This window comes from uncultured Pseudoteredinibacter sp. (assembly GCF_947500695.1).
Classification (GTDB): Bacteria; Pseudomonadota; Gammaproteobacteria; order Pseudomonadales; family Cellvibrionaceae; genus Pseudoteredinibacter.
Genome location: NZ_CANMSS010000002.1, coordinates 54,891 through 77,321, shown reverse-complemented (window position 1 = coordinate 77,321; position 22,431 = coordinate 54,891). Strand labels below are relative to the sequence as shown.

Annotated in this window: 18 protein-coding genes; 9 read left to right on the top strand and 9 right to left on the bottom strand. The window is 47.3% G+C overall.

What is annotated here, in order from left to right; genetic code table 11:
• Nucleotides 1-35: 35 nt before the first annotated feature.
• The gene (locus tag Q1A08_RS04060) at nt 36-2,399 is read right to left on the bottom strand and encodes a Tex family protein (RefSeq protein WP_299770087.1); all 2,364 of its coding nucleotides are present in this window, start codon (nt 2,397-2,399) and stop codon (nt 36-38) included.
• Nucleotides 2,400-2,716: 317 nt separating this feature from the next.
• Here Q1A08_RS04060 and Q1A08_RS04055 point away from each other — a divergent pair, with 317 nt between their 5' ends.
• From Q1A08_RS04055 to Q1A08_RS04040, 4 genes are all read left to right on the top strand, one after another.
• Nucleotides 2,717-3,943: an efflux RND transporter periplasmic adaptor subunit gene (locus Q1A08_RS04055; RefSeq protein WP_299770085.1), complete on the top strand. Its 1,227-nt coding sequence runs from the start codon at nt 2,717-2,719 to the stop codon at nt 3,941-3,943.
• Entirely contained in the window at nt 3,943-7,059 is a 3,117-nt protein-coding gene (locus tag Q1A08_RS04050) for an efflux RND transporter permease subunit (RefSeq protein ID WP_299770083.1), read from the top strand. Before Q1A08_RS04055 ends, Q1A08_RS04050 begins: the two co-directional genes overlap by 1 nt.
• A 78-nt stretch (nt 7,060-7,137) precedes the next feature.
• A complete protein-coding gene (locus Q1A08_RS04045) occupies nt 7,138-7,911 on the top strand; it encodes a ferric reductase-like transmembrane domain-containing protein (protein ID WP_299770080.1) in 774 nt (257 codons plus the stop codon).
• Nucleotides 7,895-8,254, top strand: a complete 360-nt coding sequence (locus Q1A08_RS04040) for a cytochrome c3 family protein (protein ID WP_299770078.1) — start codon at nt 7,895-7,897, stop codon at nt 8,252-8,254. The genes Q1A08_RS04045 and Q1A08_RS04040 overlap by 17 nt, the downstream gene beginning before the upstream one ends.
• 23 nt (nt 8,255-8,277) lie before the next feature.
• On the opposite strand, the gene Q1A08_RS04035 is transcribed toward Q1A08_RS04040, so the two are convergent.
• From Q1A08_RS04035 to Q1A08_RS04020, 4 genes are read right to left on the bottom strand one after another with little or no spacing between them, the layout of a single operon-like run.
• The gene (locus Q1A08_RS04035) at nt 8,278-8,682 is read right to left on the bottom strand and encodes a CBS domain-containing protein (protein WP_299770076.1); all 405 of its coding nucleotides are present in this window, start codon (nt 8,680-8,682) and stop codon (nt 8,278-8,280) included.
• Entirely contained in the window at nt 8,682-9,032 is a 351-nt protein-coding gene (locus Q1A08_RS04030; RefSeq protein ID WP_299770075.1) for a P-II family nitrogen regulator, read from the bottom strand. The genes Q1A08_RS04035 and Q1A08_RS04030 overlap by 1 nt, the downstream gene beginning before the upstream one ends.
• Before the next feature lie 9 nt (nt 9,033-9,041).
• Nucleotides 9,042-9,848 (bottom strand): DUF1538 domain-containing protein, encoded by an 807-nt coding sequence (locus Q1A08_RS04025; RefSeq protein WP_299770072.1) that lies wholly within the window; start codon nt 9,846-9,848, stop codon nt 9,042-9,044.
• Nucleotides 9,848-10,582: a DUF1538 domain-containing protein gene (locus Q1A08_RS04020; protein ID WP_299770070.1), complete on the bottom strand. Its 735-nt coding sequence runs from the start codon at nt 10,580-10,582 to the stop codon at nt 9,848-9,850. Before Q1A08_RS04020 ends, Q1A08_RS04025 begins: the two co-directional genes overlap by 1 nt.
• Before the next feature lie 332 nt (nt 10,583-10,914).
• On the opposite strand from Q1A08_RS04020, the gene Q1A08_RS04015 reads away from it, so the two are divergent.
• The 3 genes from Q1A08_RS04015 to Q1A08_RS04005 all read left to right on the top strand — a co-directional run bounded on the left by Q1A08_RS04015 (nt 10,915) and on the right by Q1A08_RS04005 (nt 14,781).
• Nucleotides 10,915-11,169 carry a GlsB/YeaQ/YmgE family stress response membrane protein gene (locus Q1A08_RS04015; RefSeq protein WP_299770068.1) on the top strand — a complete coding sequence of 85 codons (255 nt, stop codon included), beginning with the start codon at nt 10,915-10,917 and terminating at the stop codon, nt 11,167-11,169.
• A 137-nt stretch (nt 11,170-11,306) separates the two neighbouring features.
• Nucleotides 11,307-13,478, top strand: coding sequence for a PQQ-dependent dehydrogenase, methanol/ethanol family (locus Q1A08_RS04010; RefSeq protein WP_299770065.1), 2,172 nt, complete (start codon nt 11,307-11,309; stop codon nt 13,476-13,478).
• Nucleotides 13,479-13,671: 193 nt separating this feature from the next.
• The gene (locus tag Q1A08_RS04005; RefSeq protein WP_299770062.1) at nt 13,672-14,781 is read left to right on the top strand and encodes a ferritin-like domain-containing protein; all 1,110 of its coding nucleotides are present in this window, start codon (nt 13,672-13,674) and stop codon (nt 14,779-14,781) included.
• A gap of 726 nt (nt 14,782-15,507) precedes the next feature.
• Here Q1A08_RS04005 and Q1A08_RS04000 read toward each other — a convergent pair.
• From Q1A08_RS04000 to Q1A08_RS03985, 4 genes are all read right to left on the bottom strand, one after another.
• The gene (locus Q1A08_RS04000; RefSeq protein ID WP_299770059.1) at nt 15,508-15,939 is read right to left on the bottom strand and encodes a hypothetical protein; all 432 of its coding nucleotides are present in this window, start codon (nt 15,937-15,939) and stop codon (nt 15,508-15,510) included.
• Between the two features lie 597 nt (nt 15,940-16,536).
• Complete coding sequence (locus Q1A08_RS03995) at nt 16,537-16,905, bottom strand: hypothetical protein (RefSeq protein ID WP_299770056.1); 369 nt, start codon at nt 16,903-16,905, stop codon at nt 16,537-16,539.
• A 64-nt stretch (nt 16,906-16,969) separates the two neighbouring features.
• Nucleotides 16,970-18,637, bottom strand: a complete 1,668-nt coding sequence (locus tag Q1A08_RS03990) for a class I adenylate-forming enzyme family protein (RefSeq protein ID WP_299770054.1) — start codon at nt 18,635-18,637, stop codon at nt 16,970-16,972.
• A 169-nt stretch (nt 18,638-18,806) separates the two neighbouring features.
• A complete protein-coding gene (locus tag Q1A08_RS03985) occupies nt 18,807-19,259 on the bottom strand; it encodes an Lrp/AsnC family transcriptional regulator (RefSeq protein ID WP_299770051.1) in 453 nt (150 codons plus the stop codon).
• A 158-nt stretch (nt 19,260-19,417) separates the two neighbouring features.
• On the opposite strand from Q1A08_RS03985, the gene Q1A08_RS03980 reads away from it, so the two are divergent.
• Together Q1A08_RS03980 and Q1A08_RS03975 are read left to right on the top strand one after the other, a co-directional pair.
• Nucleotides 19,418-20,683 (top strand): cystathionine gamma-synthase family protein, encoded by a 1,266-nt coding sequence (locus Q1A08_RS03980; protein WP_299770048.1) that lies wholly within the window; start codon nt 19,418-19,420, stop codon nt 20,681-20,683.
• Between the two features lie 119 nt (nt 20,684-20,802).
• A complete protein-coding gene (locus Q1A08_RS03975; RefSeq protein WP_299770046.1) occupies nt 20,803-22,422 on the top strand; it encodes a methyl-accepting chemotaxis protein in 1,620 nt (539 codons plus the stop codon).
• Nucleotides 22,423-22,431 lie beyond the last annotated feature (9 nt).

Sequence of the window (22,431 nt, the reverse complement as noted above, 5' to 3'; positions counted from 1 at the left end):
CTGAACTTAAGTTTTGTAAAGGCTTGGTTTAAGGCCTACTTTTTGCTCTTCATCGCCTGCTGTAGCAATGCGCCCATGGAGCCCATGCCGCCGCCTTGCTTCTGCTGGCCTCCACCTTTGCCGCCCCCAAAAGAGCGTTGCTGCTGGCTGCGGTCTGGGCGGCCGCCACCCTTGCCTCGACGCGGCTGTCCAGTTGGGCCAGACTCTTTCTCTCCTGGGGTGTCATCAAGACGCATTGATAGGCCAATACGCTTGCGAGGTACATCTACCTCCATCACCTTCACTTTTACGATGTCTCCGGCTTTAACCACCTCGCGAGGGTCTTTAACAAAGGTGTTGGATAGGGCGGAGATATGCACCAAACCATCCTGGTGGACGCCAACATCTACGAAGGCGCCAAAGTTGGTGACGTTGGTGACTGTGCCTTCCAGAATCATGCCGGGAACCAAGTCTTTGATCGCTTCTACGCCATCTTGGAACTGAGCTGTTTTAAACTCAGGGCGGGGGTCGCGGCCGGGTTTATCCAATTCGCTAATAATGTCGGTTACTGTGGGCAAACCAAATGCTTCGGAGGTGTAGTCGGCGGCTTTTAGGGCTCTTAGGAAGCCTGAGTCGCCCATTAGATTATGAATAGGGCGGTTGTTCTTCTCGGCAATCGCTTCGACCACTGAGTAGGATTCAGGGTGTACAGCGGAAGCGTCCAGTGGGTTATCACCACCAGCGACCCGCAAGAAGCCTGCAGCTTGCTCAAAGGTTTTGGCGCCAAAGCGACTAACTTTTTTCAGGTCTTCACGGCTCTGAAAGGCACCGTTCTGGTCGCGAAAATCGACGATATTGGTAGCAATGCTACTGTTAAGGCCAGAAACTGCGGCTAAAAGCTTGGCAGATGCAGTGTTCACTTCAACGCCGACGGCGTTTACACAGTCTTCCACAGCTGCATCTAGTGAGCGAGCCAATTGCGCTTGGGAAACATCATGCTGGTACTGGCCAACACCAATGGATTTGGGTTCGATCTTAACCAGCTCGGCCAAGGGGTCTTGCAGGCGACGAGCAATAGAGATCGCGCCACGAATGGTTACATCCAAATCTGGGAATTCTTTGGCGGCTACTTCCGATGCGGAATATACCGAGGCGCCAGCTTCGTTAACCATGACTTTTTGTGCTTTGATATCTTTGTGGGCTTTCAGTACATCACCAACAAACTTATCGGTCTCACGCGAAGCCGTGCCGTTACCGATCGCAATCAAGCCAACATCGTGCTTTTTACAAAGCGCTACAATTACCGCTTCTGCTTCACGGATTTTGTTCTGTGGTGGGGTTGGGAAGATAGCGCCATGGTCAACAACCTTACCGGTGGCATCGACTACCGCTACTTTTACTCCGGTACGCAGGCCAGGGTCCAAACCAATAGTTGCTTTTTGGCCAGCAGGGGCAGCCAGCAGTAGATCTTTAAGGTTGCTGGCGAATACTTTGATGGCCTCTTCTTCGGCGGCTTCGCGTATTTCACCTAGCAGATCGGTTTCTAGGTGAGTAAGTAACTTAACGCGCCAAGTCCAGCGTACAACTTCTGATAGCCATTTATCGGCCGCGCGGTCTTGGGGTTTTACTTCCCAGTGATCGGCAATCATGGCCTCACAAGGGTGCGCCGCTAAACGATCATCCGGGTCGCCTACGGTAATTGCTAGGCTTAAGATGCCTTCGTTGCGACCACGAAGCATAGCTAGTGCACGGTGTGAAGGTACACTGCCTAATGGCTCATCATGCTCAAAGTAGTCGGCAAACTTGGCACCTTCAGACTCTTTGCCATCCATGATGCGGGCACTAAGGTTGGCTTCATCTTTTAAGAATTGGCGCAGCTTGCCTAGTAGCTCGGCGTTTTCACTAAAGCGCTCCATCAGGATGTACTTGGCGCCATCCAAAGCAGCTTTGATATCAGTAATCTTTTGCCCTTCCTCGCTGTCACCATTAAGGTATTTTTGCGCTTCTTCTTCGGGGGCGAGGTTGGGGTTTTCCAGTAGGCTATCAGCTAATGGCTCAAGACCGGCTTCTTTGGCGATTTGGCCTTTGGTGCGGCGCTTAGGCTTATAGGGTAAGTACAAATCTTCCAGGCGATTCTTAGTGTCGGCGGCGTTGATCTCGGCTTCCAGCTCTGGAGTGAGCTTTTCTTGCTCATTAATGCTTTTTAGAATCGCCGAGCGCCGGTCTTCCAGCTCTCTTAGGTAGCGCAAGCGCTCTTCTAAGGTACGCAACTGACCATCATCTAGGCCACCTGTGACTTCCTTACGGTACCGGGAGATAAAGGGAACAGTGGCGCCCTCATCTAATAAATCTACAGCAGCCTCTACCTGGCGAGCGTTTACCGATAATTCCTCGGCAATACGGGCATTAATATTGATCATCGAATCTATGGTCTCTCTTATGTCTTCCTTCGCTTTGCGACAGCGTTTGCTTGCTGGTCGCAGCCCCTTGGGGACGGCGCATTATGCGGCATTCTGGGGGTGGGCAACAGCCTTGTTTTTAACGCGGGAATATGGCTGTTTATCGCATTTAGCTTGGCATTTACTGTGAAGCGTTATGGTAGCTATGTGAAGAAGGGTAAAATCCCGCCGCTAACGTTGGGGTGGGGTTACACTTTAACGTTAGCCCTATACTCGGTGTGGTTTCCGAGTGAGAATGACGATATAACGACAATATAAAGAGATGAGGACGACTTCTAGTGGCCGATACAGCTGTTCGCTCGCGCATGAGCAAATTCCTGCCCCTACTTATTTTGCTGATCGGAGGCGCTGTGGTGTTCGCCGTGGCAACCATGAAGCCCAAATCAAAGCCCCAGCCAAAAGAAGAGCCCAAACCTACTGAAGTAAGCGTTGTTGCCGCTCAGCCTGGTGAGCACCGCCTAAGTGTCCATAGCCAAGGTACAGTGGCTCCACGCCGTGAGATTAGCTTGGTCGCTGAGGTTTCAGGGCGTATCGTGAAAGTGAATCCTGCCTTTGTGGCGGGTGGTCAAATTTCTGCTGGTGAAACCTTAGTAGAAATTGATCCTCGCGATTATCGATTTGCGGTTGTACAAGCTAAGTCTCAAGTTGCAGAGGCCGAACAGCGCTTGGCTACAGAGCGCGGTCAAGCACGTCAAAAGAAGCGTGAGTGGCGTAACCTCGGCAACGATGAAGCAAACGATCTATTTTTACGTAAACCACAAATTGCCGCCGCCAAGGCTAGCCTTGATGCCGCCAAAGCCAATCTTGAGAAGGCTGAGCTGAATCTGCGTCGTACCAAAATTAGTGTGCCTTTTTCGGGCTTGGTGCGCAGCACCAGTGTGGACCTTGGCCAGTATGTTGGCCCGGGTACACAACTTGGTAAAGCTTTTGATACTTCGGTAGTTGAGGTTCGTTTGCCATTAACGGATGCGGAAGCAGGCTTGGTTGAATTGCCACTTGGCGTGGCCAGAGGTGAGCTTAGTGAGGGCGCCAAAGTAGAATTGTTCGGCACGGTTGCGGGTATTCCTCGTACTTGGCAGGCTCGTATCGCTCGTACCGATGCCAGTTTAGATACTCGTACGCGTTTATATTATGCAGTAGCCGAAGTAGAAGCGCCTTATTCGGCCGAGCAAGAAGCGCCATTAATGGTTGGTTTGTTTGTGGAAGCTCAAATTGCCGGCAAGTTACTGCAAAACGTTATCGAAATTCCTCGCAAGGCCTTATACAAACGTAACCTGATCTACACCGTTAATGATAAAGGTGAAGTTGTTAGTAAAACCATTAAGGTGCTCAAGGTTAGAAATGATAAAGCTTGGGTTACTGGTGAGGTAGATGTTGGCGATAACATTATTGCTGCGAATCAGCAGTACTTGGTGCCAGGCAAAAAAGTAGAAATTAAGAACGCCGATAGCAGTGAGGTGGCTAAAGAAAAGCCCGCAGAGAATAACGCGGAGGCCGATAGCTAATGAATCGACTCGTCCAGTGGTTTGTTGAAAACCCCATCGCTGCCAACCTGTTGATGGTGGCGATTATTATTGGTGGTATCTATAACTATAACCGCCTTGATCGTGAAGTCTTTCCTAATGCCTCACCAGAATCTCTCAGTGTCTCTGTGCCGTACCCTGGCGCGGGCCCTAAGGAAGTTGAAGAGCAGATTGTTAAGCGTATCGAGCAGGCAATCTTCGACTTGGAAGGCATCAAAAAAATTGAATCCAGTGCGCGCAATGGTCGCGGCTCGGTCACCATCGAAGTGCAAAATGAATACGATACTCAGGTTTTATTAAATGATGTTAAAACCCGTGTTGATTCTATTACTACCTTTCCTGCCGATGTCGAGCGCCCAGAAGTTCGCGAGAATAAAAGAAAGATTGAAGTTTTAAGTATCGGTATTTATGGCGAAGTTGACGATACGGCCTTAAAAGCGACAGGCGAATGGTTGCGAGATGAAATTTCTTTACTGCCAGCGGTGACCTTGGTTGACCTTGAGGCTGTGCGCCCAGAACAGATGGCGATTGAAATCTCTGAGCAGAAACTACGTCGTTATGGTCTGCGTTTTGAAGATGTGGTGAATGCGGTAAGGCGCTCTTCATTAAACTTAGGTGCAGGTTCAATTCGTTCAAAAAATGGTGACCTACAGGTTCAGACTCGAGCACAAGCTTACACAGTGGATGATTTTGAAAGCATTGTGATTCGCAGTAAAGAAGATGGCTCTGAGTTAACGATTGGTGAAGTGGCCGATGTTAAAGAAACTTTAGAAGAGTGGAATTTAATTGCCCGCTTGAATGGCCGCAAAGCTGTTTACCTTGAAGTTTATGCAACCGATAATCCAAATGTTGTTGAAACAGCTGAAGAAGTGCGTGAGTTTGTAGAAAATGTTCAGTCGCAACTTCCGCCTGGTGTGCACGCGGTTGTTTGGCGTGACTGGTCGACTCTTTTTGAAGGCCGGCTCAATCTGCTAATGAACAACTCCTTGTCGGGTTTAGTTTTGGTATTTGTTGTGCTGATGCTATTCCTGCGCCCTGCTTTAGCGGCTTGGGTTACTTTAGGAATTGCCGTAGCGTTTTTAGGTGCGCTTTGGTTCTTGCCAATGACGGGCGTGAGCCTGAATATGCTGTCCTTATTTGCTTTCCTATTAGTGCTGGGTATCGTGGTGGATGATGCCATTATTGTGGGGGAGAGCGTCTATTCTAGGCAGCAGGCCGGCATGATCGGAAATGCCTCGGCGGCTAGCGGCGCCAAAATGGTGAGTAAGCCGGTAATTTTGGCAGTGGTATCTACGATTATTTTCTTTGCACCGATGTTGTTTATTCCCGGTGCAATGGGCGAAATTTCTTTTGGTATTCCTGCTGTTGTTACCCTGTGCTTATTGTTTTCATTGGTTGAATCACTGCTGATTTTGCCATCGCATTTGGCCCATATGAAGCCAGAGAAAGAAAGTCGGATTGGCTTTATGCGCCGCTTTCAAGTTTGGCGTCAGGGAGTTGCCAAAGGATTGGAGCATGTAGCCGATCGCTACTATAAAACGAGCCTGCAAAAAATGTTGCAGCATAACGGAGCCACTGTTGCAGTCTTTATCGTTGCTTTCTTTTTATCGGTATCGGTATTTGTCGGTGGTTGGGTAGGCAAATCCTTTATGCCGGTAGTGGCCTCGGATTTTGTTCGCTTGCGGATGAAGATTCCAGAGGGTGCACCGTTTCGCACGATGGATTCCATTATTGAGCGTGTCGAGGGCGCGGTTCCAGAGCTTAAAAAAGATACCGAGTTGTTTGGTGAAGCTGGTGGCGATGCGGTTATCAAAGACATGCAAACCTGGGGATGGCGAAATAATATCGTTGTCTCGCTTTCCCTCGCAGATCACGGTGGTAATGTTTCAGCCGATGCGGTTGTAAAGCGCTGGCGTGAATTGGTCGGGCCGTTACCCGAGCTTGAAGAAATCACCTTAGATGCGACTATTAATGACGTCGGCGCCGATATTAGCTTATTGCTAACAGCGCCTAGTGATGATGAAGAAGTTCTTAATGATGTTACCGCAAAATTGGAAGAGGCATTGCTGTCTTATTCCGGTGTGTACGATGTGCGTAATAGCATTGAATCGGCCCGCAGCGATATTCAGCTAAGTTTAAAACCCTATGCCGAAACTCTCGGTCTTAGCTTAAGTGATGTTGCTCGCCAAGTACGACAAGGCTTCTATGGCGCTGAAGCCCAGCGTATCCCTAAAGGTAACGAAGATGTTCGAGTTATGGTGCGTTACCCCAAAGAAGAGCGTAATAATGTCGACCATTTAAGCGATGTCCGCATTCGTACTAGCGATCAACGCGAGATTCCACTCGAGGCGGTAGCCTTTGTGGACTATGTGCCGGGCTATTCTCATATTAAACGTGAAGATCGTAAACGCTCGGTTAAGGTTCGTGCCTATGTGAAAAAAGGTGTGGGTGTTCCTAGCGAGATCGTACAGGCGATTATGAAGGAGCATTATCCAGAGTGGCGCCAGCAATATCCTGGCTTGCGACTCGATCTTTCTGAGGGTATGAAGGAAGAGCAAGAATTTATGGTTTCAATATTGCTTAATTTCTTTATTGCTTCGCTGATTGTATTGGCCATTATGGCGGTCGCTTTTAAATCTTACTGGCAGCCGTTCTTAATTTTCACCGCCGTACCTTTTGGTTTTATGGGGGCCATCGTTGGGCATATGATTTTAGGGCGTGAAATCAGCATGATGTCCTTCCTCGGTTTCTTTGCCTGCTCGGGTGTTGTGGTCAATGATAACTTGGTACTGCTGGATAGAATTAATCAGTTAAGAGCTCAAGGTGAAAGCGTTTATGATTCGGTGGTACAGGCTGGGCGAGATCGCTTCCGAGCGATTATTCTCACCTCTGTGACGACCTTTGTTGGTTTAGTGCCGATTCTGTTTGAAACCAGCACCCAGGCACAGTTCTTAGTACCGATGGTGATTTCTTTGGCCTTTGGTGTATTGCTGGCCACAACGGTAACGTTGATATTGGTGCCAAGCTTGTTTATGTTAGCTGAAAGGGCCAAAGCGCGCTTTAGAAGCGAAGAGTCGCCACTGCCGCGTGCTACTTAAGTCAGCACTGACTTCATAGTGAGTTAGAAAAGACCCTCTGCTTGACAGGGGGTTTTATTTACAATAAAAATAGGTCGAATGACATATAAAAATAAAAAGCCTGAATCGGTAAAACATAAAACGCTGCCTCTATTGCTGTTTTTCTTGGGCGGCTTGTGCGTCTATTTGTTTATGCCGTACTTGTCTCTATTGTTTTTCAGGCCAATGCTTGCGGGTAGCTATTGGGATCTACTCAATGGAGTTGGATTTGTCGCCTTTGGGCTTTGTATTTATCTGTTTATTGAAAGGGCCAGGCCAAGAAGTTGGCCAAAACTAAAAGGCGATTTGTTTTATTGGTGGCATCGCTTGTTGGCCTTCGCGTTGCTGCTACTCAGCAGTATCCATGGCTTTGGCTTTTTAATATTGGAGCCTGTGACTTGGGAATATCTAAGCTTGCGCTCGCCCTGGTATATGCTTTGTGCATGGTTAGCTTGGTTGTTCTTTGTATATCTGTGTTTGGCATCTATACGCCCGCTAAAGCAGCGTTTACATGGTGGTTTCTTATCGTTTCGTTTTAGTCATGCCTTATTGTCGATCTTGGCTTTAGTCGCCTGCTTATATCATGTAGTGGCCGCAGGCTTTTATTTTGATCGCTACGCTGCCTGGGCCCTCTTTTCCTTGCTGTTTGTATTGGTTGTTTCCTACTACGCCTTAAATCGACTAGGGCCTAAGTTATCTTTCAGCAAGATCCTATTTGATAGTGATTCTAAAGCTCATAGCCAAGTGGGCACATCGGTAAAACCTACTTTATTTATCGGTTTAGTACTGCTTTGTGTGTTGTTTAGCGGGGGCTTGTATGTGGCGGCAAATTAGTTGGGCAGCTGGCTTGTTGTTAATTTTTGCAGCTCTGGCGAGTGCTTTTTTATCGGCCAGAAAAGAGTCTTTGCGTGAGGCGCCTCTGTTGGAGGTTTACTTTGCCCACAAAGATCACAATAAAGTTGGTTGTGCCAATTGCCATCATAATTATGTAGATGGTACAGGTAGGCAATACGGTTGCTATCAATGCCACAAGGAAGACGAAACCGTTAATCTGTTAGTAGAAGAACAATTTCACGGTTTATGCCGTGATTGCCATCGAGATTTGAAACATATGGGAAAAGAATCAGGGCCGGTACGTCAATGCGGGGCTTGTCATAAGCCCGATACTCAGCCCTGATGATTACGGCAGGCAATTGATTGCTAATCCAGTAATTCACATAAGCCGTTAAAAATGAGCTCATTGTAGCTAACGACACCAACGACTTCGCCCTTATCAACGACGGGCGCATTAGAGATGCCAAATCGATCAAACATTCTGGCAACATAGCGAACATCAAGATCGGCTTCTACAGGTATTACTGGTTTAGACATAATTTCGTAAACATTTACACGCTCAGGTGCTTTGTCCTTGGCAAGAACTTTCTTTACGACATCTGATAATAGAACAATACCTAGGGCATCATGCTCATCACGTTTCTGTACAATCAAAACATCACTTTGGTTGGCGCGCATTAAGGCGATGGCCTCTTTAACTGTCGCCTTGCCATCGATCTCCAGGTGATTACTGTGCATTACCTGACGAGCGTTAATTACTTTCTTTTCCATTACAACAGCTCCTCCACTTCTGAGGTCAGTTTTTCCACTTGGTGGGCAACGCCAACGGCATCTTCCACATCAATTTGAAAGGCAATTCCAGTTCCAGGGGCTGAATCGAATTCACCTATACGGTTAATTTCTTCCAAAATATGTCGGCTTAAATGCTCTTCGACTAAGAACAAAATAACATCGCGCTGGCTATTGATTGATAAGCCCAAAAAGGTTTTGCTTTGCTTTAAGCCTTCCCCGCGGGCATTGTTAATAACCGTAGCTCCGGTGGCGCCCGCTTGGCGTGCGGCATCCATTACATCATCGGTTTTATCGTCTTCTACGAAGACTACAATCATTTTAAAGTGCATAGTGAGCTCCTAGGTCGACGACTCGGCCGACTCTTCATCGGTCGATTTTGCGCGAGCACGATACTCGCTGATTTGCGCGTATGCCATGACCGAAATCATGGGAAACAGGCTGGCAAAAGCAATTAAACCAAAACCATCAATTAATGGGTTACGACCCGGCACCGTTTCGGATAAACCAAGGCCTAATGCTGCCACTAAAGGAACGGTAACGGTAGAGGTGGTAACACCTCCGGAATCATAAGCTAGAGGTACAATCATTTTGGGGGCAAAGCTGGTTTGAATGACCACCACAATATAGCCACTGATGATATACCAGTGAATGGGGTCGCCCACCACAATACGATAACAGCCGAGTGAAATACCAATCGCCACGCCCAGGGCAACGGCAAGGCGTAAACCCCAAATACCGATAGCGCCACCAGAAACTTCATTCGCTTTAATAGCAACGGCAATGAGTGAGGGTTCGGCAATGGTGGTACTAAAGCCAATCAAAAAGGCGAAGAGGTACACCCAGTAGTAATCGGTCCAATCTATTTGGCTGGCGGCATCTACTACAGCTTTACCGGCATGTATAAAATTCGGGTCGGTAAGCTGTTCGGCCATTAAGCGGCCCAGCGGGAATAAGCACCACTCTAAACCTAAGAGGAAGAGTGATAAGCCAACAAGAACCCATACAAAGCCAAAAAGTATTTGACCGAGATTGGCAGGCTTTTTACGAATAACTGCAAACTGAAAACCAAAGATAATTGCGGCAATGGGCAATACATCGGTAACGGTGCCCAGGGTGACATCCCAAATCTGCTGTAAAATTTCCATTAGATAAGCATCCCGTAGGCCATAACAAAAATCATAGGTGTTAAAGAGGCGAAGGCAATTAAACCAAAGCCATCGATCATTGGGTTACGCCCTTTAATAGAGGATGCTAGACCAACGCCGAGTGCAGTAACTAAAGGCACGGTAATGGTGGAGGTGGTAACGCCGCCAGAATCGTAAGCAATGCCGATGATTTCACGGGGGGCAAACATGGTCATAATAACCACGATGATATAGCCGCCAATGATAATCCACTGAATTGGCCAGCCTTTTAAAATACGCACCACACCAATCACAATCGCTAAGCCAACTGAAAAGGCGACGGTATAACGCAAGCCATTGGCGTATTCGCTTTTGGCTGCCAAGCTGTTTTCGATCATTTGACCGGTAGCGGCAACTTCAGCAGCTTCAGCCGCAACGGCAATGAGTGCAGGCTCGGCTACGGTAGTGCCAAAGCCCAAAGAAAAGGCGAACACTATTAACCAAAACAAGCTGCCTTTGCGAGCGAAGGCGTGCGCCATGGATTCCCCAATAGGGAAGAGGCCCTGCTCTAAGCCGTGAATAAAAAAGGTTAAACCCAGCACCACAAAAACGACCCCCATCATCAGTTGGCCGACATTGGGCAGGGGTTGCTGGAGTACAAAAAACTGGAAGAACAGAATGACTGCCACAATGGGCATCAAGTCTCGCAAACTGCCAACCATGGAGCGGCCAAGTTGTTGAAGAGTTCTTAGCACGAATGTTCCTTTAAATGCTATGGGCTAATAATTTATAGGTAAAATGATCATAGAAGTGGGGGGTATACCCGTAAAGGCAAAAAGACGCTTTTACCGTTCTAGATCAATTACTTAGCAAATAAATTTTCTTTTGCAATAACCCTAATCATTGTATGGTGTTTTTATTGCAGATTTGTTGCCTTTAATCCCCATGTTTTGTCATCTCAATCATTGTCTCTCCCTATTAAGTATGGGTTCAGCCTCTGAAGCTCATATTGAAGGCTCAGGCAGCGAGAGGTTTTGGGCGCAGCCTCAGTTTTAAAAACAATATTCGGTTTTAAAGGGGAACGACTATGGGTTGGATTGCTTGGATTGTTTTAGGCTTGGTGGCTGGTGCATTGGCGCGTTGGTTGATGCCTGGCGAAGATAAAATGGGTTGGATTCTTACCATTGTGTTGGGTATCGGTGGCGCTTTCGTAGGTGGCTTTATCGGTTCATTGGTAGGCTTAGGCTCAGTATCGGGCTTTAACATCGCGACTATCATCACCGCCACTATCGGTGCGTTTATTCTGCTATTTGCTTACAACAAGCTTATTCTTAAGAAGTAATATCAGATATGGGGCTAGAGTAATGACTCTAGCTCATTCTCAGTTTTTGTCGCGGATTGTCAAAAACTAGCCTACCTTTCCATCTCGCGCTGTTTGATACTCAATACAAACTAACAATAATATGTTTGGAGCGCGTGGTGAAATTAGCCCATATATCCTTGCGGCCGTTATCGGCAGCCGTCCTGTCTTTTGCATTAGTTGCCTGTAGCGGTGATAAGAATGCTCAAGAAAGCAATCAAACCGCCAAAGATGATTCCCCTGCAAAGGTAACAGTAGAGGCCGCTGAGCCCAGCACCGCCAATATCACGGCCGAGCGTATAATTGCTGCTGACTCAGAGCCAGGCAACTGGATGTCCCATGGTCGTACCTATGGTGAGCAGCGCTATAGCCCGCTAAATCAAGTCAGCAAGGATAATGTGAAGGATCTAGGCTTGGCTTGGTCCTTTGATGTTGAGCATCAGCAAGGTTTAGAGGCCAGCCCCATTGTGGTTGATGGTGTGATGTACACCAGTACAGCGTGGAGTGCGGTCTATGCGCTTGATGCTAAAACCGGTAAGCAATTGTGGCACTACGACCCTAAGGTGCCAAAAGAATATAATCGCTATCTATGTTGCTCGCCGGCGAACAGAGGTGTAGCCGTTTGGAAGGGCAAGGTTTATATCGGCACCATCGATGGCCATTTAACCGCACTTGATGCGGCTACAGGTAAAGTGGCCTGGAATGTGAAAACCGTCGATGGCGCACCCTATTCAATTACCGGTGCCCCGCGAATCGTAAAAGACAAAGTTATTATCGGTAACGGTGGCGCCGAAATGGGCGTGCGTGGCTACATCACCGCCTACGATACCGAGACCGGTGAGCAGCAGTGGCGCTTCTATACTGTGCCAGGCAATCCAGAAAAAGGCTTTGAAAGTGAAGCTATGGAAATGGCTGCAAAAACCTGGACAGGTGAATGGTGGAAGCTTGGTGGTGGTGGTACCGCCTGGGATTCTATGGCTTATGATCCAGAGCTAAACCTACTTTATGTAGGCGTTGGTAACGGTTCGCCATGGAACCGAAATATCCGCAGCCCTGAAGGCGGCGATAATCTATTTCTATCTTCCATCGTAGCGGTACGCCCAGAAACCGGTGAATATGTTTGGCACTACCAAACTACTCCAGCTGACAATTTCGATTACACCGCAACTCAGCATATGATTTTGGCCGATATTCAAATGGATGGTGTCACACGTAAAGTGATTATGCAGGCACCTAAAAACGGCTTCTTCTATATGTTAGATAGAACCAGTGGTGAATTTTTATCGGCCAAGCCTTATGTGCAAGTAACTTGGGCTAGCCATGTCGATCAGGAGACCGGTCGTCCTGTTGAAGATAAAAGTGTCACTGAGTTTACTGAGCGCACACAAATGGTGTGGCCAGCCCCTTACGGTGGTCACAATTGGCACCCGATGGCCTTTAACCCCAATACCGGTTTGGTTTACATCCCAGCAATTGAAATGCCGCACTTTTACAATGGCCGCGAGAAGCTGGATAAAGAGCGCATTTGGAACCTGGGCATGAACTGGGTTAAGCCGCCAGCGGAAGATAATGAAACCATCTTAATGAACAAAAAGCTTACCAGCGGTAAATTAATTGCTTGGGATCCCGCCAAGCAAAAACCGGCTTGGGAAGTGGTTTACCCAACCCCGGGTGTTGGTGGCATGTTAACTACAGCGGGCGATTTGGTTTTCCATGGTGTGCCTCAAGGCAAGCTAATGGCTTACAGTGCAAGTGAAGGTAAACAGCTTTGGGAAGCATATACCCAAACCGGTGTGGTAGCGCCGCCGATTACTTATGAAGTAGATGGCGAGCAGTATGTTGCGGTAATGGCCGGTTGGGGGGGGATGTTCAGCCTTACTGGCGGCACTGTCTTTGGTAAAGATGAAGGCCCGGGGCCGAATCGTGTTTTGGTTTATAAAATTGGCGGCACTGCAACATTGCCAGAGCAACCTAAGCTCGTGAAGCAAGCGCCGAAACCACCGGCACAAACTGGTACGCCTGAACAGATTGCCAATGGCGGTGCTTTATATGATGAGTTCTGCCAATTTTGTCATGGTTTGCACGCAGTAAGTGGCGGTGTAATTCCAGACTTACGTCACATGACCGACGCTAGCCACCAATCCTTTATGGGCATTGTTTATGGCGGTATGTTGAAAGATAAAGGCATGGCTGCCTTTAACGATCACCTAACAGTGCAAGAGGTGCAAGATATTCATCACTACCTCATTCAGCGCGCCATCGACAGTTACGGTGACGAACGCGTTTTCTAGTGCCTGCCAAAAAGCGGAGTCAGAACCCAATGGGTTCTGGCCCCAACCACCATTTATTTCACGCTAATAGACCGAAAGTCTCAATTTTCTCCTCCTGTCATTATTACCGCTAAAAATGTCCGGCTTTATCGACAGCTTAGGGCTAAACTGAGTATCAGAACTCCCTGTAATAATAATGAATAAGGAGACCGCGATGCCCGCTAAATTTGTTGATGAAACTCCCAGAAGCGTAGCTTTTTACAGTCGTGCTGCTGCTATCACTGTGGATGATGATATTCCCCTAACTGAGCAAGATGTTGATGATGTGGCGGAGATATTCCAGACGCCATTAACTGGCAGCTACAATTGGGATTACAAGCTCCAAGAAGGCCGCATTAAGCAGCTTTATGAGCTGGGCAAAAAACTAAATTGGAATGTTGAAACCGATTTAGATTGGAGCAAGCCGGTTACGTTATTGCCGGATGAAGTACGTGCCAAAGTGGGCGGCTTTGATGGTTTTAAGCCTTTTGATGATTTAAGCGCAGAAAAGAAAAAAGAATTTCTCGATCACTGTGATGCCTGGCGTTTGGCTCAGTTTCTTCACGGTGAGCAGGGTGCTTTGCTGGTTGCCTCCCAATTGGTGAGCTGTGCACCGACCTTTAATGCCAAATTATACGCTGGCTCACAAACCTTTGATGAAGCTCGCCACGTTGAAGTGTTCAACAAATTTATCCAAGAGAAGCTTGGGGTAATGTACCCCATCAACTACGCCCTAAAAGGTATCTTAGATAAAATTTTGACCGACGCTCGTTGGGATTTAAAATTTATTGGTATGCAGGTTGTTATCGAGGGGCTAGCTTTAGCGGCATTTACCTCAATGCACGATCGCCTGCCACAGGGTGGCTTGCTAAAAGATATTTTAAATTACGTTATTCGCGATGAAGCACGTCATGTTGCTTTTGGTATTCACTATCTCGAAGAGTTCGTAAAATCGCTTAGTGAAGAAGAAAGAGAAGAGCGCGCGCAATTTGCCTATGAAGCCTGTGTGGTATCGCGTGAGCGTTTAATCCCTACCGATGTCTTCGAGTACTATGGTTGGGATGTGGAAGAAGCTCGCCAAGTATTTTTAGCGGGCGAAGGCAATACCAACTTCCGCAACCATCTCTTCCAGCGCGTAATACCCAATCTTCGCCGTATAGGTCTACTTACCGATTCCGTACGCCCGAAGTTTGAAGCGCTGGGTGTGCTGGAATATGAAAATATGATCGACGACGGCGACATAGATTGGGCCGAAATGAGCCGTCCCCTAGATAAGCTTAACTAAAAGCAAATCCCGCATACACCGGGGTCAGAACCCAAGGGTTCTGACCCCACTCGAAGCCACTTACTAAAATACCTCGACAAACCCAAAAACAAACCCTTGCCCAAGCACAATCTAAAACCTAACCCTTTTGCCCCAAATCCCCCAAACCAAACCCAACAAAAACTCCCAATCTAAAACCAAAAACGATCAAAGGTTATCGATCGCAGTAGAAGCTAAGTTAATCTTCTAGAAAATACAGAATCATTCTTAGTCACAATGCCAACGATCAAAAGGCAATCGCCATGCAATCAAGAGTGCACTCGCTAACAAGCGCAACGATCACCGCTGTACTAGCCGCAACATGCTACCTAATCTGCCCATACTTGAACTTCGGTGGAGATCCAGAAATAAAAAGCCTGACGATATTTCTAGTAACGTTTACCACGGTGGGATACTTGGTAAATAGAGCATTCGAAAAAATATCGAGCATAAGAAAAGAACACTAATAAGTAATTCCGCCAAGCCGGGGTCAGAACCAATAGGTTCTGACCCCAATTCGAGGTCGAGATGTCAGTCTAAGTCACCGCTAGTAGTTGCAACTTGCCAGTGATGGTTTGGAGAGACTCAAAGTAAAATCAATGAAGGTCTACTCTCGATAATAACATCTGCTTTTGCACCTACCTGTCTTTGAAAAATATTTCTTTGCAAAGCTGTGATAGTATAGTTTTGTGTTTTTCTAGGCTTCTTTTATTCTTCAGATGTGAAGTCGATGTTGTTCTTAATGATATCGATGACAGATTTTGAGTCGTTTTCGAACAGAATTTTCGCCTCGGTTGTCATGGTTGGACAAGAATCAATATACTGCTGTACTTGTACGGCAACCATCTCTCCAGATTTCAAGTAGCGTAAATCTAGGCAAACGGAGCTCGTTCCAACTTCGTTATTTTCGTCATAAGCATACGGTAGGCTAGCAATGCCTTCGAAATTTAAGTCTTGCACGTGGCTTATTAATTCAGCTGCATCGCACTGGAAGTAACGATAGCTGTAAATCACCTTTTCTTGAGTGGTTTTCTTCACGATAGAGCCAAATAAGCCAAAGAGAAATCGTTTGTCTTCAAATTTGTCTGCGTGATCCTCGAGAAGTACATCTTCTATTTTTTTATAGGTAACGTCCTGCATATATCCTCCTGAATTATTAGTAAATTAAAACTAGAAGAGTGATTCAGGAATTGCAGTAACTGACGCGTTTATTGATTTTGAATATGTAAAGAACATTTTGAAATATCAATATATGCGTAGATATTATTTCCTATCCCTAATAGCGAGTTAAAACTATCGTGCAGAAGCGTATCGATAATGAAACGGCATAACAAGACGCTCGAATCGCTTCGGTATATATGTCTGAAAAGGAAACTATTGCCGGAAATATGTGTTGGGGGAATTGGCTCAGCCATATCATATTTGGTGGCTGTGTCAGTAGTTTAGAGAAAGTAAATTCCTTGCGCTTGTCCGAAACGTGAGAAGCACTAGCTTAGAGCTTGGCTTTCATTCGCGCTTTGTCATTTATCGATTGTTAGGGAAACGCTAATGAGCAATTTTTGATGGCGAGCCTAGATAAGCCGCTAGTCACTTCTTATTGTGGAGTGTAAAAAATTCGGAGAAAAACTTAGACCTTATTTGGTCTATGTAAGTGGAGCAAATGGCAGGCGTCACAAGGTGAAAGTTATACTGGGGTCAGAACCAACAGGTTCTGCCCCCACATCGAGGCTGAGAAAGTTACGCCTTCTTATAAGCCGCAAACAAAATCGCAATCAAAACAACTTCTGCACCCAGCGGGATAATTGCCGCTTCGCTATAACCTTCCACAACCAAGCCCGTAACACGACCAATAGCTGCACCTAACATGACAGTGGCCGCAGCGGCGAACCAGTGATTGCCTTTGTTAATTAGGCCTAGGCTGGTAAGCACCATGGTGATAAAAAATACACCGCCCATATCGGCGCGAATAGAGGCTAGGCCTAGATTGCCTTCGCCTTGTAGGCCGAGTTGTTGGGCCATCTCTACGGGGGAGATTAGGGTTTTTACCCAGATAAGGGCGCAAGTTAATACGATCAGTACAGAAAGTGTGCGTACTAGAATTTTCATGGTAATCCTTAGCTTTGTTAATTAGGCCCAGGCTTGCAGCCCTGGGCCTGATGAATCATGGCCGCTAGGATACCATTTCTGATAGCTTAAAGCGTAGTGCTTTACCCAATGGGTTGCGTGGAATGGCGTCTATCTGGATAAGCTTTTCAGGTAGCTTATACATGGCGATTTGGCGCTCTTTTAGGTATTCGCAGAGCGACTCTAGGCTTAGCTCTTCACCTTCTTTCAACACCACAAAGGCAGCTACTCGCTCACCCATGGTATCACAAGGGTAGCCAGCAGCGGCTGCCTCTTCTACCGCAGGGTGGGCGCCCAATAAGTTATCTAATTCAGCTGGAGCGATATTTACGCCGCCGCGAATAATCAAATCTTTGCAGCGGCCCACAAAGCGGTAAAACTCGGCATCGGCAATTTCAAACAAGTCGCCAGTTTTGTAGTAACCGTCTTCACTAAAGGCCTGTTGGGTTTTGTGGGGCTCTTTATAGTAGCCATCGAATACGCTAGGGCCTTTAATTTGCAGCTCGCCGCTGATGCCGGGCTCGCTGATAATTTCACCGGTTTCTGGGTTGGCCAGGCGAGTATCGATCAATTTATTGGCAATGGGAAAGAGCCGCGCGCGTTGTTCGGCTTGATTGGTTTCGTCTGGCCCGCAGACCATGCTGACGCCTTCATTGGAGCCAAAATGATTTACGATCTCGATATTGTGTTGTTCTTTAAAGCCTTCCACCATCCAGGCATCTAAAGGCGCTGAACCAGAGCCAATCGTGTGTACCTTAGCTAAGGTATTGGGCGGCAACATCTCAGGGTGCTTAATAATATTATTAAGCAACGGTGGTGGCGCTAGGGTGTAAGTAATATCTTCCTCGATCAATTGGCGCACAAAGACCGGCAAGTCCATCGGGTGGTGCAATACCATTTTGCCTGCGCTGTACAACCAGCTCATCATCAAGCCGCCGATAGAGGCCATATTAATAAACGGGAAGGGGTTTAACAGTGCCTCACCATCTTGCAGTTTATTGCCTTCGTAGGTAGCTAGGCCAATAGTGAGCCATTGATTGTGCGAGCGCGGAATTCCCTTGGGTTTTCCTTCTGTGCCAGAGGTCCAGCAAATGGTGACGATATCATCGGCACTTACTGGGTTGTTTTCTAGGTAACCCTGCCACATCGCCTCATCAAGTGCTTCTGCATAAAGAGTATCGAAACTTTGGCCGTGTTCAGCGCTGCCTTCCCCTACGGTTAAGTGCAGTGGCTTTTCATCCAGTTGTAAGTGGCAGTGTTCTACCGCTTGCCACATCGGCGTGCTTTGATCTTTGCCTTTAAAAGTATTTAAGCTGATGACGATTTTGGGCTGTAAGATCGGCAAGATGTCGGCCAGTTCATGCTTTTGATACTGCATGGGTACTGGGCTCACAATCGCACCTAAGCGTGAACAGGCCATATATAAGATGACCAGCTCGACAATATTGGGCAGCTGCACAAAAACGATATCGTCTTTTTTAAGGCCTGCATGCATTAGGCCATAGCTGGTGTGCTCGATTAGCTCTTGCAGTTCTTGATAGCTCAGAGAGCGAGCAGCTTGGCCGGTAAGATCATCTCGATTTAGCGGATCAACCAAGGCGATGGTGTCGGGCTTTTTGCTGGCGGTGGCGTAAAGCAGATCGTGCAGTTTGCGCTCACCAAAAAAACCTTGCTCGCGATACTGCTGACGCAAGGGCTGTGGGGTAGTAATCATCACTGGGCTCCTGGGCCTGCGCGCGGTTTATTGTTATGGCGGCAAGGCTCGTTTTCGCTACGTTTTAAGTATAGCGTTTATAGTTGGTTGCTTTATAAGACTTACATTATAATCCGATCACGCTAGTGCCTGTCTAGTGGTTTTATACCTTATTTTTAATAACCGTTTGCTAAAGCGGTAATCCAGCTTGCTGCTTAACATGACCGAAAGCAAAGCTAGATTCAATCGAGTCGATGCCGGGTACTTTAGAAAAGCGCTCGCGAATAAAACGCTCATAGTCTTTCAGATCGGCTGCCACAACACGCAGCAAATAATCCCGATTACCCGCGATGAGATAGCACTCCACAATTTCATCCAGATTGGCTACGGCGTCTTCAAAATGCTTGATGATGTGCTCTTCGGGCTTTTCCAGACGCACACTGACAAATACATTCATCGCTAGGCCGCAGGCCTCTTGGTTGACCTTGGCGCTATAGCCTTCAATAAAGCCATTGGTTTCTAATTTCCTTACTCGGCGTAGGCAAGGTGAAGGCGATAAATTCACCTTTTCTGAGAGCTCTTCATTGCTAATTCGGGCATTTCGCTGCAGTTCGCGTAATATCTGTCGATCTATGGCATCCATTGTTATCTGTCTCTAAGTGTTTCTTGTGCGCAATATTCTGCCATTATGATCGTCCTATGTGGCAAAAATCACAAGTTAATTGCGGGCGGGCTTTGCCATACTGGGCGTGATGATGAATTCAGTGCTAATACGACAGCCACTATAAAAAGAGATAGCCCATGAACGATTGCAAAGCTCGCCACCTAGGGACGAAGAAGCTAGCTCCTGAAACCCAAATGATGCACTACGGCTACCAGCCCAGCCTCTCGGAAGGCGCGGTAAAATGCCCGCAGTTTCAAACCTCTACCTTCGTATTTGATTCGGCCCAACACGGCAAAGATTTCTTTAACTACGCCTCAGGTCGTGAGCCATTGCCACCGGGTGAAGAGCCTGGTTTGATTTACACGCGCTTTAACAACCCGGTATTGGAGATTCTCGAAGGGCGGATTGCACTTTGGGATGAAGCTGAAGATTGCTTAGTAACGGCCAGTGGTATGGCGGCGATCTCTACCAGCTTGCTGGCCTTATCTAAGCCGGGTGATGTGGTGATTTATTCAGAGCCAGTTTACGGCGGCACCGATGCTTTGTTGGGCAGCATTTTGTCACAATATCAGGTGCGTGGTATTGGCTTTTGCTCCAGTGAAGGAGCTGCCGGCCTAGCTAAAGCCATGGAAGAGGCCCGTGCAATTGGCCCGGTTTCGGTAGTGTTTGTAGAGACTCCAGATAACCCGACGAATCAGATTATCGATATTCGCGCTTGCGCTGATTTGATCGCAGCCTATGGCCAAGCTGAGAAGCCTATTTTGATTGTCGATAACACAATGTACGGGCCGATCTTTCAGCAGCCCTTGCAGCATGGCGCCGATGTAAGTCTTTACTCACTTACTAAGTATATTGGCGGCCATTCCGATGTGGTTGGTGGTGCTTGTGCGGGTAATAGCGAGGTGATTTCTCGTATTCGCGGCTTTCGCAATATTATGGGTACAACCATGGACCCAAATACGGCCTGGCTGATTATGCGTTCCTTGGAGACCCTCAAAGTACGTATGCAGGCCTCTTCAGCTTCGGCTCGCCAAGTGGCTGAATATCTGCAGCAACATGAGCAGGTAGAGAGTGTTTTATACCCAGGCTTCTTAAAAGAAGGTGATCCGCAACATGAGATCTTCCAGCGCCAGTGTGAAGGCTGTGGCTCCACCTTTGCCTTTGCCATCAAAGGTGGAGAAAAAGAGGCCTTTACGGTACTGGATAAAATGCAAATTGCCATGCTAGCGGTGAGTTTGGGCGGTACCGAAACGTTGATCCAGCACCCGGCATCAATGACCCATTCTTGTGTGCCCCCAGAGCGTCGCGCGGAAATTGGCATTGGCGAAAACCTAATCCGTATTTCGGTAGGTTTGGAGAATCCAGAAGACATTATTGCTGACTTAGAGCAGGCTCTATCCTAATGACTAGACACCCATTCTAAAACCACAATTTAGAGTGGGTTTTCTTATAACATTAAGCTAATTATTTAGTATCAAAAGCCGATAGCACTATACGTATTCGAATCGACGTTGAGTGCATTATGTCAACCAAATCCCTATCTATCGCCAACAAGATCTACTGGGCCTTGGGCCTGATTGCGGCGGTACTGCTCACTGCCAATATTGTGGTTTTCTATTATGACGAGCGTGCCCTTGCTGAGGGCCTTGTTAAAGACAATATGGAATCCCTGGCCAGTAACTATTTTGACTCGGTCAATGCCATGATGCTGACGGGGACAATCGCCAACCGCAAAATCATCCAGGATAAGCTACTGCAGCAACAAGACATCGTAGAGGCCAGGGTGATCCGTAGTGATAAAACCCGCCAGCTTTATGGTGATGGCTTCTCTGATCAGCAGGCTGTGGATGACTATGAGCGTGCCGCCCTTAGAGGCATTGCGGGTTTTCGTATGATCGAAAGCGAAGATAAGCATGTGCTCGAATACATTATGCCGGTGAAGGCCGAGGAAAATTATCGGGGTACCAACTGCTTGGGTTGTCACCAGGCAAAAGAAGGCGATATTTTGGGTGCGGTAAAAATCAGCTACGACCTAAATCGTGTTGATGGTGAGATTCGTAAATCGGTGATGATTGGTGCGGGTGCTCAGTTGTTTCTGATTATTGTTTGTTTCGCCCTATTGAGTTTAACCCTCCACCGCTTGGTATTACGCCGCCTTAATCGATTGCAGGGCACCATTCGCAAGGTAGAAAGCGAGATGGATTTAAGCCAAGAGATTACCGTGCATCATAATGATGAGCTAGGTGCGGTCAGTAAAGCTTTGAATTCAATGATGGCCAAGTTTAAAGGCAGCTTTTTGGAAGTTTCCGAGGCCAGCGATCGTCTCGTTGATTCAGCCACTAGTCTAGATAAAATCTCTTCTTTAACCAAAGAGGCAGTGCTCAGTCAAAAACGCGGGACTGATTCTGTGGCCTCTGCCATCAATGAGTTGGATGCTTCGGCACACGCTGTACGCAGTAATACGCGAGATGCAGCCGAAAAATCCGAAGTGGCCAATAGCAGTGCTAGTGAAGGTTTGCAGCTGGCTGAAAAAACCCGCCAAGGAATTTTCCAGCTACGTGATGAGGTTGAAAGCAATGCCTCCAAAATTGAAGAGCTGGGCACTAAAACCCAAGAAGTTGGTGGCGTGTTGGATGTGATTACCGGCATTGCTGAGCAAACAAACCTGCTAGCTTTAAACGCCGCAATTGAGGCTGCCCGTGCTGGCCACCAAGGTCGTGGCTTTGCCGTGGTAGCTGATGAGGTTCGTCAACTTGCAACTCGTACTCGTGAGTCTATCGATCAAATTCAAGGCACCATCGAAGCTTTGCAGGGCGAAGCAAAATTAGCCGTAGAGTCCATGCATGATGTAAGGCAGCAAGCCAACGAAAAAGCCGATGATGTAGAGGCCGTTGCCAATTTGCTAAGTAGCATTACCGAGCAAATCAAAGTGCTAGATGGATTGAATGTTCAAATTGCTACAGCGGCGGAGCAGCAAAACCAAGCCGCTGATGAAATTAATAGCAATGTAGTAAATATTGCCGAAGTGGCAGAGCAATCTAGCGAAGATGCCGTGCGCGGAAAACAAATCAGCGAAAGCTTGCTAGAGTTGGCTTATAACTTAAACCAATTACTGCATCAGTTTAATTTAGGTAAGAAGTAAGCCATTCGA

Excerpts from the sequence above, each read along its gene's own strand:
- Q1A08_RS04040 (WP_299770078.1), top strand. The coding sequence starts at position 7,895 with ATGTGGCGGCAAATTAGTTGGGCAGCTGGCTTGTTGTTAATTTTTGCA.
- Q1A08_RS04035 (WP_299770076.1), bottom strand. The coding sequence starts at position 8,682 with ATGGAAAAGAAAGTAATTAACGCTCGTCAGGTAATGCACAGTAATCAC.
- Q1A08_RS03975 (WP_299770046.1), top strand. The coding sequence starts at position 20,803 with ATGTCAACCAAATCCCTATCTATCGCCAACAAGATCTACTGGGCCTTG.
- Q1A08_RS04060 (WP_299770087.1), bottom strand. The coding sequence starts at position 2,399 with ATGATCAATATTAATGCCCGTATTGCCGAGGAATTATCGGTAAACGCT.
- Q1A08_RS03980 (WP_299770048.1), top strand. The coding sequence starts at position 19,418 with ATGAACGATTGCAAAGCTCGCCACCTAGGGACGAAGAAGCTAGCTCCT.
- Q1A08_RS03990 (WP_299770054.1), bottom strand. The coding sequence starts at position 18,637 with ATGATTACTACCCCACAGCCCTTGCGTCAGCAGTATCGCGAGCAAGGT.
- Q1A08_RS04030 (WP_299770075.1), bottom strand. The coding sequence starts at position 9,032 with ATGCACTTTAAAATGATTGTAGTCTTCGTAGAAGACGATAAAACCGAT.
- Q1A08_RS03995 (WP_299770056.1), bottom strand. The coding sequence starts at position 16,905 with ATGAAAATTCTAGTACGCACACTTTCTGTACTGATCGTATTAACTTGC.
- Q1A08_RS04050 (WP_299770083.1), top strand. The coding sequence starts at position 3,943 with ATGAATCGACTCGTCCAGTGGTTTGTTGAAAACCCCATCGCTGCCAAC.
- Q1A08_RS04045 (WP_299770080.1), top strand. The coding sequence starts at position 7,138 with ATGACATATAAAAATAAAAAGCCTGAATCGGTAAAACATAAAACGCTG.
- Q1A08_RS04000 (WP_299770059.1), bottom strand. The coding sequence starts at position 15,939 with ATGCAGGACGTTACCTATAAAAAAATAGAAGATGTACTTCTCGAGGAT.
- Q1A08_RS04015 (WP_299770068.1), top strand. The coding sequence starts at position 10,915 with ATGGGTTGGATTGCTTGGATTGTTTTAGGCTTGGTGGCTGGTGCATTG.
- Q1A08_RS04005 (WP_299770062.1), top strand. The coding sequence starts at position 13,672 with ATGCCCGCTAAATTTGTTGATGAAACTCCCAGAAGCGTAGCTTTTTAC.
- Q1A08_RS03985 (WP_299770051.1), bottom strand. The coding sequence starts at position 19,259 with ATGGATGCCATAGATCGACAGATATTACGCGAACTGCAGCGAAATGCC.
- Q1A08_RS04025 (WP_299770072.1), bottom strand. The coding sequence starts at position 9,848 with ATGGAAATTTTACAGCAGATTTGGGATGTCACCCTGGGCACCGTTACC.